Origin of the sequence: Streptomyces sp. NBC_01261 (assembly GCF_036226385.1) — a bacterium.
Lineage (GTDB): Bacteria > Actinomycetota > Actinomycetes > Streptomycetales > Streptomycetaceae > Streptomyces.
Genome location: NZ_CP108463.1, coordinates 10,008,413 through 10,021,662, shown reverse-complemented (window position 1 = coordinate 10,021,662; position 13,250 = coordinate 10,008,413). Strand labels below are relative to the sequence as shown.

General features: G+C 70.0%; 10 protein-coding genes. 2 read left to right on the top strand and 8 right to left on the bottom strand.

The features are described from left to right. Positions 1 to 186: 186 nt before the first annotated feature. Genes OG226_RS44595 through OG226_RS44575 form a run of 5 tightly spaced genes read right to left on the bottom strand, consistent with a single transcriptional unit; the run spans position 187 to position 5,247 of the window. Complete coding sequence (locus tag OG226_RS44595) at positions 187 to 1,386, bottom strand: PucR family transcriptional regulator (protein ID WP_329352324.1); 1,200 nt, start codon at positions 1,384 to 1,386, stop codon at positions 187 to 189. Between the two features lie 35 nt (positions 1,387 to 1,421). Next, positions 1,422 to 2,795, bottom strand: a complete 1,374-nt coding sequence (locus OG226_RS44590) for an NAD-dependent succinate-semialdehyde dehydrogenase (protein WP_329352323.1) — start codon at positions 2,793 to 2,795, stop codon at positions 1,422 to 1,424. 39 nt (positions 2,796 to 2,834) lie between these two features. Beyond that, complete coding sequence (locus tag OG226_RS44585) at positions 2,835 to 3,485, bottom strand: RraA family protein (protein WP_329352322.1); 651 nt, start codon at positions 3,483 to 3,485, stop codon at positions 2,835 to 2,837. Then, complete coding sequence (locus OG226_RS44580; RefSeq protein WP_329352321.1) at positions 3,482 to 3,889, bottom strand: RidA family protein; 408 nt, start codon at positions 3,887 to 3,889, stop codon at positions 3,482 to 3,484. Before OG226_RS44580 ends, OG226_RS44585 begins: the two co-directional genes overlap by 4 nt. Then, positions 3,886 to 5,247: an MFS transporter gene (locus OG226_RS44575; protein ID WP_329352320.1), complete on the bottom strand. Its 1,362-nt coding sequence runs from the start codon at positions 5,245 to 5,247 to the stop codon at positions 3,886 to 3,888. Before OG226_RS44575 ends, OG226_RS44580 begins: the two co-directional genes overlap by 4 nt. Positions 5,248 to 5,605: 358 nt before the next feature. Here OG226_RS44575 and OG226_RS44570 point away from each other — a divergent pair, with 358 nt between their 5' ends. Both OG226_RS44570 and OG226_RS44565 read left to right on the top strand, forming a co-directional pair. Then, positions 5,606 to 7,285, top strand: a complete 1,680-nt coding sequence (locus tag OG226_RS44570) for a thiamine pyrophosphate-dependent enzyme (protein ID WP_329352319.1) — start codon at positions 5,606 to 5,608, stop codon at positions 7,283 to 7,285. 52 nt (positions 7,286 to 7,337) lie between these two features. Continuing rightward, the gene (locus OG226_RS44565; protein ID WP_329352318.1) at positions 7,338 to 8,588 is read left to right on the top strand and encodes a M20 family metallo-hydrolase; all 1,251 of its coding nucleotides are present in this window, start codon (positions 7,338 to 7,340) and stop codon (positions 8,586 to 8,588) included. 414 nt (positions 8,589 to 9,002) lie between these two features. On the opposite strand, the gene OG226_RS44560 is transcribed toward OG226_RS44565, so the two are convergent. The 3 genes from OG226_RS44560 to OG226_RS44550 all read right to left on the bottom strand — a co-directional run bounded on the left by OG226_RS44560 (position 9,003) and on the right by OG226_RS44550 (position 12,715). Next, positions 9,003 to 10,364, bottom strand: coding sequence for a glycine cleavage T C-terminal barrel domain-containing protein (locus OG226_RS44560; RefSeq protein WP_329352317.1), 1,362 nt, complete (start codon positions 10,362 to 10,364; stop codon positions 9,003 to 9,005). A 174-nt stretch (positions 10,365 to 10,538) separates the two neighbouring features. Then, complete coding sequence (locus OG226_RS44555) at positions 10,539 to 11,669, bottom strand: MBL fold metallo-hydrolase (protein ID WP_329352316.1); 1,131 nt, start codon at positions 11,667 to 11,669, stop codon at positions 10,539 to 10,541. A 134-nt stretch (positions 11,670 to 11,803) separates the two neighbouring features. Further along, positions 11,804 to 12,715, bottom strand: coding sequence for a LysR family transcriptional regulator (locus tag OG226_RS44550; RefSeq protein ID WP_329352315.1), 912 nt, complete (start codon positions 12,713 to 12,715; stop codon positions 11,804 to 11,806). Positions 12,716 to 13,250: the final 535 nt, after the last annotated feature.

Here is a 13,250-nt window from a genome sequence, read left to right as displayed (position 1 = left end):
GGCTCCGTGACATCTGGGTTGCGCATGGCTCTGATCTCCAGGTTCCGGGTGCTCGCTCAGCACTTGCGCAACCCAGACTGCGCACCCGGGAGTTGATTCGACATCCCCTTCCACCAGGGCAATCAACTCTTACGGCCCGATTTTGCACCGCGCCGACACGTCAGGTCGGAGGAGCCTGGACCCGCATCACATCAGCGGCAGGCGATTCGCGCTGAGGGCCAGGACCACCAGGGCCGCGTCCTGGGGGCGTCTGGGGTCGCGGCCGGTGAGTTCGGCGAAGCGGTTGAGGCGTTGCTGGATGGTGTTGCGGTGGCAGTACAGGGCGGCGGCCGTGTCGGCGACGGAGCCGCTGCCCGACAGATGCGTCTGCACGGTCTCCAGAAGCCGGTCCACCTCCGCCGGAGGAGCGCCCGCGTGCAGGCCGCCGAACACGTCGGCCGCCAGATCCCGGCCGAGGTCCCCGGCCCGGTGGACCAGCACGTCGAGCCAGCTGTCCTCCAGGCGATGCGGGTCGGTGGCGTCGGGTGGGAGCACACGGGCCGTGGCGGTCGCCAGCGTCACCGCGCGGGGCAGTTCGGTCAGCCCGGTCACCTCCGAGGAGACACCGCACGGCGTCCCCTGAAGCTGTGCCAGCACCGCGTCTCGCGTCAGCCGGGGGCTCAACTGGACGACCAGGACCATGTCCGAAGCGACCGCCTGCTGTTGCAGCGGGGCACCGAGACCGCGGAGGGCGTTCGCGACCCCGCGCAGCGACGCTTCGCCGCCTCCGGGGGTGACCGCGCACAGGAAGTGTCCGGACACCTGGAACCCGAGCGCTCGCGCCGCGTCCTGCACCACGGTCGGGTTGCGGCCGTCGCTGTCCAGGAGCCGGCTGAACCACAGCCGCCGCTCGTCCTCCGTCCGCCGCCCCATCTCCAGCACGGTGCGCTGATAGGCGGTCATGATGCCGGTGACGTGGTGCTCGACCGCCTCCCACACGTAGTAGGCGGAGTTGACCAACTGCGCCTTTCCCTCGTCGCCCGCGCGCCGCACCAGCGCGGCCCACACGACCCGGAAGTCCACGCGCGCGGCCTGGAGCAGCGCGTCCAGCGGAACGCCCTGCCGGGCGCGCTGTTCGCCGACCCGCTCGGAGACCCCGGCGATGTGTTCCGGCACCGGCAGCCGCGCGACGGTGCGCAGCAGCACCTCGAACGCCTGCCAGGCACTGTCCCGGAACTCCTGCGGGGAGACCAGCTCCGAGTAGGAGGCGCGCAGCGGCCCCACGTACTCGGCCCACTCCTCGACCAGGCTGTCGATCTCCTCCAGGCACTGGCGTGCCAGCGCGACGACATGCGGGTCCGGCGGGGGCAGTGCCGAGGGCGAGGGCGGAGTGTGCATGTGCTCCATCCTGGCCTGCTCCTCCCCGCCCGGCAGCAACGGGCTCATCCCCGTACGCGGACGACCTTCCGGTTCACGAACTCGCTCATGCCGTACGCCCCCAGCTCCCGCCCCACGCCGGAGAGCTTGACCCCGCCGAAGGGAAGGTCCTCCTGGGTGCCGGAGGGTCCGTTGATCGAGACCATGCCGACGTCGAGCGCGGCGGCGACGGCCTTCGCCGTGTCGAGGTCGCGGCCGAACACGACACTGCCCAGGCCGTACGGCGTGTCGTTGGCGAGGCGGATCGCCGTCGCGGTGTCGGGGACCCGGTGGACGATCGCGACCGGGCCGAAGATCTCCTCCCTGTAGGCGCGCATGCCGGGGGTGACGCCGGTGAGGACTGTCGGTTCGACGAAGGCGCCCTCGCGGGCGGGCCGCTTGCCTCCGGTCACCGCCGTCGCGCCCTTCTCCACCGCGTCGTCCACCTGCGCGATCACGGTCCGGGCGGCCTCCTCGGAGGAGAGGGGTCCGAAGGCGACGCCCTCGTCGGTGGGGTCCCCGACGGCCAGGGCCCGCACCGCGTCGGTGAAGGCGTCCAGGAACCGGTCGTACACCGAGTCGACGACGATGAACCGCTTCGACGCGGTGCACGCCTGGCCCGCGTTGCCCATCCGGCCCTCGACTGCCGCGCGGACGGCGGCCGCCAGGTCGGCGTCGGGCAGGACGACGAAGGGGTCGGAGCCGCCGAGTTCGAGGACGTACTTCTTGAGATGGCGGCCCGCGACCTCACCCACCGCACGCCCGGCCCGCTCCGAGCCCGTGAGCGAGACGCCCTGGACCCGCGGGTCCGCGATGACACGGGCGACCTGCTCGTTGGTGGCGTACACGTTGACGTAGGCACCGGCCGGCAGTCCGGCCGCCCGCATCATGTCCTCGATCGCCTGCGCCGACTCGGGGCAGTTCGGGGCGTGCTTGAGGACGATCGTGTTGCCGAGGACGAGGTTGGGCGCCGCGAAGCGGGCCACCTGGTAGTACGGGTAGTTCCACGGCATGACGCCGAGGAGCACGCCGAGCGGTTCGGACCGTACGACCACGTCGTCGCCGCCGCGGATGTCGAGCCGCTGGTCGGCGGCGAAGTCCGGGCCGCGCTCCGCGTAGTACGCGAAGATCGCGGCCGACAGGTCCACCTCACCCAGTGCCTCGCGGGTGGTCTTGCCCATCTCGCGCGTGATGATCGCGGCCAGTTCCTCGCGGCGCTTCTCGAACTCCCGGGACACGGCGAGGACGAGTTCGGCGCGCTCCTTGACCGGGCGTCGCCGCCAGTCGGCGAACTCCGCTGCCGCCACCTCGACCGCGCGGTCGACCGTGGCGTCGTCCGACGTCGGATACCGCCGCACGAGCCTGTTCGTGGCCGGGTCGACGATCTTGTATTCCGTCATGTGTCTTCCGTCTTCCTTCCTTCGCGGAGCAGAGGTGGATCAGCCGAGGTGGAGGAGCGTCCGCAGGTCCTCGCCCGCCCGGATCCGCGTGAGGAGTCCCGGCTCGGCCGCGTCCGACAACTCCGCCTGCCGTACTACGGCGGCCAGCGCGCCCGGCGGCAGGGCGATCACGCCGTTGGCGTCGCCGAGGACGATGTCGCCCGGTGCGACACGGACGCCGCCGATGTGCACGGGCACCTGGTGCTTCCCGCCTTCGCCGCCCAGCCGCTTGGTGGTCAGGCAGCTGGTGCCCCGGGCGTGAACCGGCAGGCCGGAACTCGAATCCGTCAGCGCGTCCACATCGGTCACCACACCGTCGACCAGGATGCCCGCGGCCCCACGCGCTCGCGCCGCCGCGACCGTGACGGCACCGATCGGCGCGTGGGTGTGGTCACCGCGCATGTCGACGACCAGCACCTCACCGGGACGCAGCGCGACGAGCGCGCGGTTCACCGCCGTGGCGTCCGGAGCGTCGAGGGCGAGCGTGGCGGCCGTACCGGCCATCCGACGCGGCTGCCCCAGCCTTCGTATCGCCGGATCGACGAAGCCGTCCTCGAGCAGGTGCCCGAGGGTGGGGAGGTCGACCTGCTGGAGACGCTCCAACAACTCCGCCTGTCTGAGGGCCACTTGATCCGGGGCCGTGAGGCTCACTGCTCCCCCTCCGCTCTGACCACCGCGACGCAGTCGATCTCCAGGGACACGCCCCACAGCCCCACGCACACCGTCGTCCGCGCCGCCCGACGCTCGGCGAAGTACGACTCGTAGACCTGGTTGTAGGGCGCGAGTTGGTCCGCCGAGCTGAGATAGGTGTTGACCTTGACGACGTGGTCAAGGTCCGAGCCCGCCGCGTGGAGGACGGCTTCGAGGTTGCGCAGGGTCGCGTGCACGTCGTCCTCGAAGGTGCCGGTCGACGTTCCCGGGGCGGCGGGTATCTGGCCGGTGGTGAAGACAAAGCCGCCTGCGGACGTCGCCTGGACATAGGGGCCTACGGCGGCGGGGACGCCCGGCGGCGAGTCGATCCGCGTGATCCCGCTGACGCTCGTACCGCCGCTCATGCGACGGCCCCGATCGGGCGGCCCGCGGACCGGGATGCCACGCCCGGCTCGTCGATGTCCCCGAACCGGGTCTCGGCGAGCAGGAACAGGGCCAGCAGGGACAGGGTCGCCGCGCCGAGGACGTACCAGGCGATCGAAGAGCTGTTCCCGGTGGCCGTCAGCAGCCACGCGGTGATGGCGGGGGTCGCCGCGGACCCGAGCAGGCCCGACAGCATGTAGGCGACCGAGAGGCCCGAGTAGCGCACGTGGGTGCCGAAGAGTTCGGCGAGGAAGGTCGCGATCGGGCCGTAGTTGGCGGAGAAGGCGAGCATCATCAGCGCATAGGCGACGAAGACCAGGGGTGCCGAACCGGTGTCCAGCAGCCAGAAGAACGGGAAGGCGAGGACGGCCTCCGCCGCGATGCCCGCGTAGATGACGGGCTTGCGGCCGACCCGGTCGGACAGCCGCCCGAAGTACGGGATGGCCACGAAGGCGACGGCGCAGGACACCATGACCGCCCACAGCATCAGGTTCTTGGAGTGTCCGAGGTCGTTGGTGCCGTAGCTCACGCCGGAGGCCACCATCAGGGTGAAGGTCGAGCCCGTGGACAGCGTCGCGACACCGCCGAGCAGCACCTGGCGCCAGTACCGGCGCATCAGGGCGACGAACGGGATCTTCGCCTTGGCCCCCTCGTCGCGGACGGCCTTGAAGGACGGCGTCTCCTCGATGTGGAGCCGGATGTACACGCCGATGCCGACCAGGAGCGCCGAGGCGAGGAAGGGGATCCGCCAGCCCCACGAGTACAGCGCGTCGTCGCTCGTGGTGGAGGCCACCATCAGGAACGCCCCGTTGGCGAGCAGCGTCCCGATCGGCACGCCGATCTGGACCATGGAGCCGAAGAACCCGCGTCGATCGGCCGGCGCGTGCTCGACGGTCATCAGTACAGCGCCGCCCCACTCGCCGCCGAGCGCGAGGCCCTGGATCACCCGGAGGCCGAGCAGCAGCAGGGGCGCGGCCACGCCGAGGGTGCCGTAGCCGGGGACGAGCCCGATGGCGAAGGTGGCCACACCCATCGCCGTCAGCGAGATCAGCAGCATGGACTTGCGGCCGAGACGGTCCCCGAAGTGACCGAAGAGCACAGCCCCCACCATGCGCGCCAGATAGGCGGAGGCGAAGGTCAGGAACGACAGGATCGTGCCGACGGCCCCGTCGAACTCGGGGAAGAACACCTTGCCGAACACGAGCGCGGAGGCGGTGCCGAACAGGAACAGGTCGTACCACTCGACCGTGGTGCCGACCATGCTGGCGAGGGAGATCCTGCGCATCTTCGTCGCGTCGAGCCGGCTGTCCGGGATCGGCGGGGAGGCGGGAGCGGTCATGGGGACTCCGGTCTGAGCAGAGGAAGCGGCTGGGTGCTGTGCGGGCGCCATCGGGTCGGCCCACCGTGCATCGACCCCTTCACCGGCCACAAGGAGCAGAAGCACACCGCCACGGGCCGTCGACTGTGCAGATGACCAATGCGCCACGTCTGGCTTCGAGGTCCGGATGAAAACTTCTTGTTACGGACGTGGGGTCGAGCAGAACAACAGTCGGCGGACGGACGTCCACCTCCGGCCCGGCTCTGTTCATCTGCACACCGTGAGGCCCGTATCTGGGGGCCTTTGCCCCGTGTTTCCGGCCGTCCCGAAAGCAACACTGACCGGGCAACCGCGGCCTCAAGAGAAGGAACACACCCCGATGGCGAACGTCGCACCCGAGTCTCCCGAGCCCTCCGAGCGCCCTCTCTCCGCCGGCCATTTGCTTGTCGCGCAGCTGGAGCGCGAAGGCGTGCGGCGGGTGTACGGCGTTCCCGGCGAGTCCTTCCTCGAGGTCCTCGACGGTCTGCACGACTCGCCGATCTCGACGGTGGTGACCCGGCACGAGGGCGGCGCGGGCTTCATGGCGTTGGCCGAGGGCAGGCTGACGGGGCTGCCCGGGGTCGCGATGGTCACCCGGGGTCCGGGCGCCGCGAACGCCTTCATCGCCGTCCACACCGCGTACCAGGACGCGACCCCGATGCTCCTCTTCGTCGGCCTGGTCCCGGTGCCCGACCGGGGCCGGGAGTCCTTCCAGGAGTTCGACCTCACCGGGTGGTTCGGCAGTACGGCGAAGAAGGTCGTCATGCTGGACGACCCGACCGCCGCCGCCCGCGTCGTCGCCGAGAGCGTCCACGTGGCGCGGAGCGGCCGGCCGGGTCCCGTGGTGATCGGCCTCCCCGAGGACGTCCTCACCCTGCCCGCGGGCACCTCCCGCCCGGTCCAGCCGCTCGCGGTGCCCCGACCCCGCGCCGCCGAGGCCGAACTCAAGGAACTGGTACGGCGGTTCGAGCACGCGCGGCGCCCGCTGGTCGTCGTAGGAGGCGAAGGCTGGACCGCCGAGAGCGGCCAGGAACTCATGCGCTGGGCGACCCGGCACTCGATCCCCGTCCTCGCCGACTTCCGCGCCTACGACGCCGTCCCCCACGACCTCCAAGGCACCGGTGCCTACGCCGGTTCACTCGGCTACGGCCGCGGCGACCACGCCGCCCGGCTGCTGGACGAGGCCGACCTCACCGTCTTCCTCGGCGCCCCTCGCGGCGACGTGCTCAGCGACGGATACACGCGGGGTCTCGACTCGGAGACGGTGCTCGTCCTGCCCGGCGACGCACAGGGCCACAGCGGGCGCATCGACCAGTTCGTCTCGGCCCACGCACCGTCCTTCGTCCTCGACCTGGTCACCACGCCCGCGTCACCGGATGCCGACGTCGCCTGGTTCAAGGCGGCCAGGGAAGCACACGCGCACTTCTCCACTCCCTCACCCGAACCGACGGCCACGGACGACGACACCTACGTCGACCTCACCGCGGTCATGAGCGTGCTGCGCGAGGAACTCACCCCCGACACCGTCATCACCTACGGCGCCGGAAACCACGCCCTCTGGCCGGCCCGCCACCTTCCGCACCGCACCCCAGCCTCCCTCGTCGCCCCCCGCAACGGCGCCATGGGCATGGGCATACCGGCCGCCGTCGCCGCCTCGCTGGTCTTCCCGGGACGCGAGGTCGTGTCGGTCGCGGGCGACGGCTGCTTCCTGATGAACGGCCAGGAACTGGCCACCGCCGTGGGCCACGGCGCCGTCTTCGTCGCCCTGGTCGTCGACAACGGCTGCTACGCCACGATCCGCGAACACCAGGAAGGCGCCTACCCCGGCCGCCCGTCCGGCACCCGGCTCACCAACCCGGACTTCGCCGCATGGGCCCGCTCGTACGGCGCATACGGCGAGACCGTGACCTCGCACTGCGACTTCCGCGAGGCGTTCCGCCGCGCCCGCGCGAGCGGACTCCCGGCCGTACTGCACCTGATCCAGGACCCGACGGTCCGCGCCCCGGCTACCGCCGCCTGAGCCCCCGGTCCCCGCAAGCTCCTCCCCTTCCACCACCCGACAGGACGTGATCATGAGCACCCCCGACGCCACCCTCTTGAAGGACTTCGCGACCCTCTCCGCCTTCGGCGCCACCCCCGCCGGCGGAGTCGACCGCCAGGCCGCCACCGCCGCCGACGGAGAACAGCGCGCCTGGCTCCACCAGTGGCTCACCGCCCGCGGCGCCGAGGTCCGCTACGACAGCGTCGGCAACCAGTTCGGTCTCTTCACCGTCACGCCCGGAGCCCCGTACGTCCTCACCGGCTCCCACCTGGACAGCCAGCCGCTCGGCGGCCGTTACGACGGGGCGTACGGTGTCCTGGCCTCGGCGCACGCCGCACACCGGGCCGTGCGGCAGTACGGCGGCGACTCGGACACCGCACCGAAGTACAACGTGGCGGTGGTCAACTGGTTCAACGAGGAAGGCTCCCGCTTCAAGCCGAGCATGATGGGCAGCGCGGTGTTCACCGGGAAGCTGCCCGCCGACACCGCCCTCGCGACGACCGACCCCACGGGCACCACGGTCGAGACCGCCCTCCGCGAGATCGGCACGATCGGCGACTACCCCGGACCGGACGTGGCCGCATACGCCGAGATCCACATCGAGCAGGGCCGCGACCTGGAGAACAAGGGGCTCACCATCGGCCTGGTGGACGCCACGTGGGCGGCACGCAAGTACCAGGTGGTGGTGCGCGGCGAGCAGTCGCACACCGGATCCACGATCATGGCGGACCGGCGCGACGCCCTGTTCGGTGCCTCGCTCCTCGTCGTGGCGGTGCGTGAACTGGCCGAGCAGAGCACGGACTTGCCGTTGCACACCTCGGTCAGCGAGGTGACCGTCGAGCCCAACTCCCCTGTCGTGGTGGCCCGCGAGGTGCGCATGCACGTCGACCTGCGCTCGCCCGACGAAGCCCTGCTCGACGCGGCGGCCAAGAAGCTGGCCGAGTCGATCCCAGGCATCGAGGAGCGCGCGTCGGTCTCCATCGAGCAGGTAGAAACGCATGGTTGGGGCGTGGCACCGTTCCCGGCGGCCGGCGTCGAACTCGCCACCCGAGTCGCCGACGAACTGGGGCTCAGCCACCAGACCATGATGACCATCGCCGGCCACGACTCGGTCAACATGAAGGACGTCGCGCCGTCGATCATGCTGTTCGTGCCCAGCGTCGAGGGAATCTCCCACAATGAGGGCGAGTTGACGGACGACCACGACATCAGCGCGGGCACCGATCTGCTGACCGAGGTGGTCCACCAGCTCATGTTTGGCGCCCTGGACGACACACGGTGACCCGTAGGGCATCAGGAGGATCACGCCCCTAGAGTGCGAGGAAGCCGCCGACCGCCCGTTCGCCAACTCACTGACCTCGGCGTGCACATCAACGCCGACATCGTCGACAGGCAGCCGACCGAGAGCATGGACCCAGGCGCCTCGACTGGCCCGAAGCCGCTACATGTGCGCGACACCATGGCAGCTCTCGGTCAAAGCGCCGGGGGCCACTGTCCGCTGCCATAGGTAAGCGGGGCACTTGAGCTTCAAGATCATCGCTGGTCTCTTCTTGGGCTCACCGCTGTGACCACACGTCACGTCAACGCGCGGCTCAATCTGATGTGCGCCGCCAACTCCCGCCGCACAGCGCCGCCTTGACCGGTCCGTGCGAGTGATGGAGAGGGACGGCGGAGATCGTAGACCGAGGTGGGGCGGTCACAGTGCGTTGACGTCGGTGCGCCGGTTGTCCGGCTTGAATGGCAGCGTGGTGACTGTCGCCCGGATCTCGCGCTGCGGGGTGCCCGGTCGGCCCCACAGGACGGCGACCTCCGTGCCGGGTGCCGTGTGTGCGGGGTCGAGTACGCACAGGGAGATCATCGCCCGCAGGGTCGGGCTCACGGTCCGGCCCGTGGCCACGCCCACCTGGTCGCCGGACACCAGTACCTGGTCGAAGTGGGGACCGCGGGAGCGGGGGTTCTCCATCTGGTCGGGCAGTTCGGCCTCGCTCAGGAGCGAGGTGAGGATGCCGGCAACGTCCTGCTCGTTCCAGCGCAGACCGACCAACTGCCGTGCGGGTACGCCACTTTCGGCGTCCCTGACGAGTGCGTCCCGGCCGATGAAATCCCGGTCGGGGACACCCTTGCGGAACCCCCAGCCCAGTTCGCCCGGCTTGCGGAAGTAGTCAGTCACCCCGCCCGTCGGGACGAAGCTGCCGCTGGGCGTGCCCTTGCGGAACTGTCTCGGCGCACCCGGTGTGAGGATCGACGCCGGCAGGTAGTCGAGACCGTTGGTCGCGATACCCGCCTCGATGTGCTGAACAGGCTGGGCACGGAAGCCGAGTTGACGGATGCCAACGTCCTGCCCGCTCGCCACGACCGCCGCCCAGATCTCGTTGGCGTGCTCGGCCGGCCCGTGCAGCTCGTATCCGAGCTCACCCGAGATCCCGGTGCGCAGGACTCGCACCGGGACCCCGCCGACCCGCGACATCCTGGTGCGACTGAAGCCGATGTCGCGCAGATCGTCCCCCGTCAGCTTCTCCAGAGCCGCAAGGGATGCCGGCCCCTGCACGCCGAAGATGAACACGTCGGGACTGATGTCGGTCGCCGCCGCATCCCAACCACCCTGGCCCAGCTGCCACAACAGCCAGTCGCAACTCCCCGCGGTGTAGACGAACTCCTCGGGGCCGAGCCGGCACAGCAATCCCTCGGACGCGACCCAGCCGTTCTCGTCGAGCTGCACATGGTGCTTGATCTGCCCGGTCTCGAAACGGGACAGGTCCCGCATCCCCAGCCGGCTCAGGAACGCGAGTGCCTGCGGGCCGTGCACCTTGACCTTGTGCAGTGAGGTCCAGTCGCCGACGTAGCACGAGCCGACGTGGGCGGCGCCCTCCTCGACCCAGTCCGAGTACTCCTCGGGAAGCAGGATCTGCGCGAAGCGGCCGAAGGTACCCCGGCTGTTGCCCTCGTCCTGGGCCGCGGCGGCCGGGCTGAACATCGCCGGCCGCTCGGTGACGAACGGTGCGTCGTTCAGCCGGAGGACCGCTTCGTAGGTACTGCGCTGTTGTGAGAGAAGATCCATTTCACTCTCCGTCGAGTGGCCGTCGTCCAGGGTGTCGTCCGGAGCGACACCCCAGCGCTAAATCGATTAGGCCGGACGGTAACAGGCGTTTCGGGGCGAGGCGAGAGTCGTGACGCACCGGTGATCAGTCGCGCGGCGCAAGCAATGCGGAACTTCTGCGCGGTGCCGGACCGGTCAGGACCGGCGGGGCCCGCGCCGTCGTACCGGCAGACGCAGCAGGTCGGTGCCCAGCACCATCGACCCGCCGAAGTCCGCCCGCCGGGCGCTGTCGCGGAGCAGCCGTCGCCAGGTCGCGTCGGAGACCACGGTCTGCTGGCCCGGGCCGAGGTGGGTGGCGACCAGCGTTCCCGCGTCCGACTCGGCGGCGATCCGGCCGAGTTGGGCCACGTCCGTGTGGGTCGAGGTGATGTGGTCGATCAGCGCCTGGGACAGGCCCAGGCTCGCGAGCCCCGCCGGGTAGAGGGCCTCGTGCACCAGGACGTCCGCGTGTGCCGCGAGCGTGACGATGTTGGGGGTCGGCGCCGTGTCGCCGGAGAACACGATGCTGCCGTGGTCCGTGTCGAAGCGGTAGGCGTAGGCGGGGAACACCGCGCCGTGCGGGACCAGGACGGCGGTGACCTTCACGTCGTCGTTCTCCATGACGGTGAACGGCGCCATGGCCGGCGCGGAGTTCGTCGCCGAGGCGCCGACGCCCGACGGCGGCAGCACGTCGTGGACGGTGAGCATGGTCGCCGGGTCGATGCCGGCGTGCTCGGTCATGAAGAAGGTCGGCGATGCCGCGTACGCCTGACCCGCCAGCCTCGTCATCTCGACAGTGCCCGGCACGGTCCCAGGAGCCCCGGCGACGGTCGACGCGACACCGGCGGAGCCAGGGCCGTAGACCTCGATCGGACTCTGGAAGCCCTGCGCGCCCGAGGCGCCCGCCGACAGCAGCGGGAACGAGTAGTAGTCGACGACGTGGTCCGCGTGCAGGTGGGTCAGGAAGATCCCGGCCAGCGAGGGCATCGACAGTCCGGCGCGCAGATACTGGGTCACCGCTCCGCGTCCGCAGTCGACGACATACGTTCTGCCGTTCACCGTCAGCGCCGACGAGATGCCGTACCGGGTGGCCAGGGGCGGCGGCCCGCCGTTGGTGCCAAGTAGCGTCAGGGACAGGCCCGTTCCGGAGGGCGCGGATCCGGTGTTCGTCGCCGCCGCGGCCGGTTCGGCGCCGAGCAGTGGTACGGCGACGGCGGCAGCGGCGGACGCCGCCATCGCGCCCAGCATCGTTCGGCGGGACGTCGGTTCATCCAGGGGTTCGCACATGAGGACAGCTCCTTGGCGGCTCGTTTGGCCTTGCCACAGTGGCCACACGGAGCACAACTGTCCATCGTTCAGTACAAATTATGAATTCCCTGGGCGAACCATAAGGTTTCACGCCGAGCATGCATCCGTAGAAATCAGAAGCCGAACGTCGGGATCGGGTTCTCAGCGAACCACTGCGCGAGGAAGTCCAGGAAGACGGTGATCTTGCGCTGGGTACCGGGCCCGGGCCCGTGGATCGCGTAGAGCGGCCGGTCGGGTGCCGCCAGGTGGGGCAGCTGGACCTGCAGTGCCCCGGATACGAGGTCGTCGTAGGCGGACCGTTGCGGCAGGAGGGCGATGCCTCGGCCGTGCACGGCGGCCTTCTGGAGTGCGATGTAGGAGTTGGACGAGAAGGCCACGTTGCGGATCTTGTGCAGCGTGGAGGCAGGGCCGTGCCCGATGCGCCAGACCGGGTCATTGACGTGCACCAGGCAGTCGCGGCCGGCCAGGTCGTTGGGATGCGTCAGGGGTCCGTGTTCGTCGACGTACGTCTTCGACGCGCACAGGACGAAGGGCAGCGAGGCGATCTTCTTCAGCCGGACGTTGGAGTCCCGGAGGTCCCGGGTGTGGAACGCCAGGTCGAAACCGCCGTCCAGGAAGTCGTACGTCCGGTCGGACACGCCTCCCAGCTCGAACCGGATCTGGATCTTCGGGTGCACGGCGGAGAACGCGGCGATGGCGTCCCCGAGGTCCAGGCTCCCGATCCACTTCGGGCAGATGATGCTGAGCACGCCCTCCGCCCGGTCGTGCAGATCCGCGATGTTGGAGTCCTCGGCCTCGATCTCCTTGATGATGCGGGAGGCGAACTCGGCGTACCGCAGGCCCGGTTCGGTCAGGCTCACCGAGCGGGCCGTGCGGTTGACCAGCCGGACGCCGACCTGCCGCTCCAGCTCGGCGACATGCCGTGACACGAGTGATCCCGACGACCCCAGCGCTTTGGCCGCGCCGCTGAAACTGCCGAGATCGGCAACGATGACGAAACAACGCATGAGAAGCAGACGGTCCATGGCGGTCCTCCGGTCGTCCACGGCACCGGTGTCCCTCCGGGCCGCGTCGAACATGGGGCGATGCAGTTGGGCGGAGCCATCTCGCAGGCGGCGAACCTGGACGGCGCACGATGACAGAGCGGAAGACCGTCGGGGTCACATCGGCCAACACGCCTACCATCACTATATCGATCTAGTGATCGTAACAGAACCCACTCGTGACCGCGAGGCCTGAGCTGCGGGCTTCGACTGAGGCCGGCCCACGGGGCGCGAGGCGGACCAAGGGAACTCGCCCAGGAACGAGTCGGATCACATCCGCGGCAACCAACGAACAACCGGCTTCCGGCTTACGCACGCGCGGACGGTGCTTCGGACTCCCCGGCAGCCTCGCCACAAGCCCCTGGGGAGTCCGCGGCCCGTGCGCGACTCGCAAACTTAACTTGTTGCCGATGCGCTTCCGCGTGCCTGCCGACATGCACACACTTTCGGCCATTGACGGGAATTGGTCCGCGAACTGGGCCTTTGCGGCAGGCAGGGATTGACGATGCAGATCGTG

Bases quoted from the DNA above. Each gene is read 5' to 3' on its own strand.
- OG226_RS44575 (WP_329352320.1), bottom strand. From the start codon at position 5,247: ATGACCGCTCCCGCCTCCCCGCCGATCCCGGACAGCCGGCTCGACGCG.
- OG226_RS44565 (WP_329352318.1), top strand. From the start codon at position 7,338: ATGAGCACCCCCGACGCCACCCTCTTGAAGGACTTCGCGACCCTCTCC.
- OG226_RS44560 (WP_329352317.1), bottom strand. From the start codon at position 10,364: ATGGATCTTCTCTCACAACAGCGCAGTACCTACGAAGCGGTCCTCCGG.
- OG226_RS44570 (WP_329352319.1), top strand. From the start codon at position 5,606: ATGGCGAACGTCGCACCCGAGTCTCCCGAGCCCTCCGAGCGCCCTCTC.
- OG226_RS44580 (WP_329352321.1), bottom strand. From the start codon at position 3,889: ATGAGCGGCGGTACGAGCGTCAGCGGGATCACGCGGATCGACTCGCCG.
- OG226_RS44590 (WP_329352323.1), bottom strand. From the start codon at position 2,795: ATGACGGAATACAAGATCGTCGACCCGGCCACGAACAGGCTCGTGCGG.
- OG226_RS44595 (WP_329352324.1), bottom strand. From the start codon at position 1,386: ATGGAGCACATGCACACTCCGCCCTCGCCCTCGGCACTGCCCCCGCCG.
- OG226_RS44555 (WP_329352316.1), bottom strand. From the start codon at position 11,669: ATGTGCGAACCCCTGGATGAACCGACGTCCCGCCGAACGATGCTGGGC.
- OG226_RS44550 (WP_329352315.1), bottom strand. From the start codon at position 12,715: ATGGACCGTCTGCTTCTCATGCGTTGTTTCGTCATCGTTGCCGATCTC.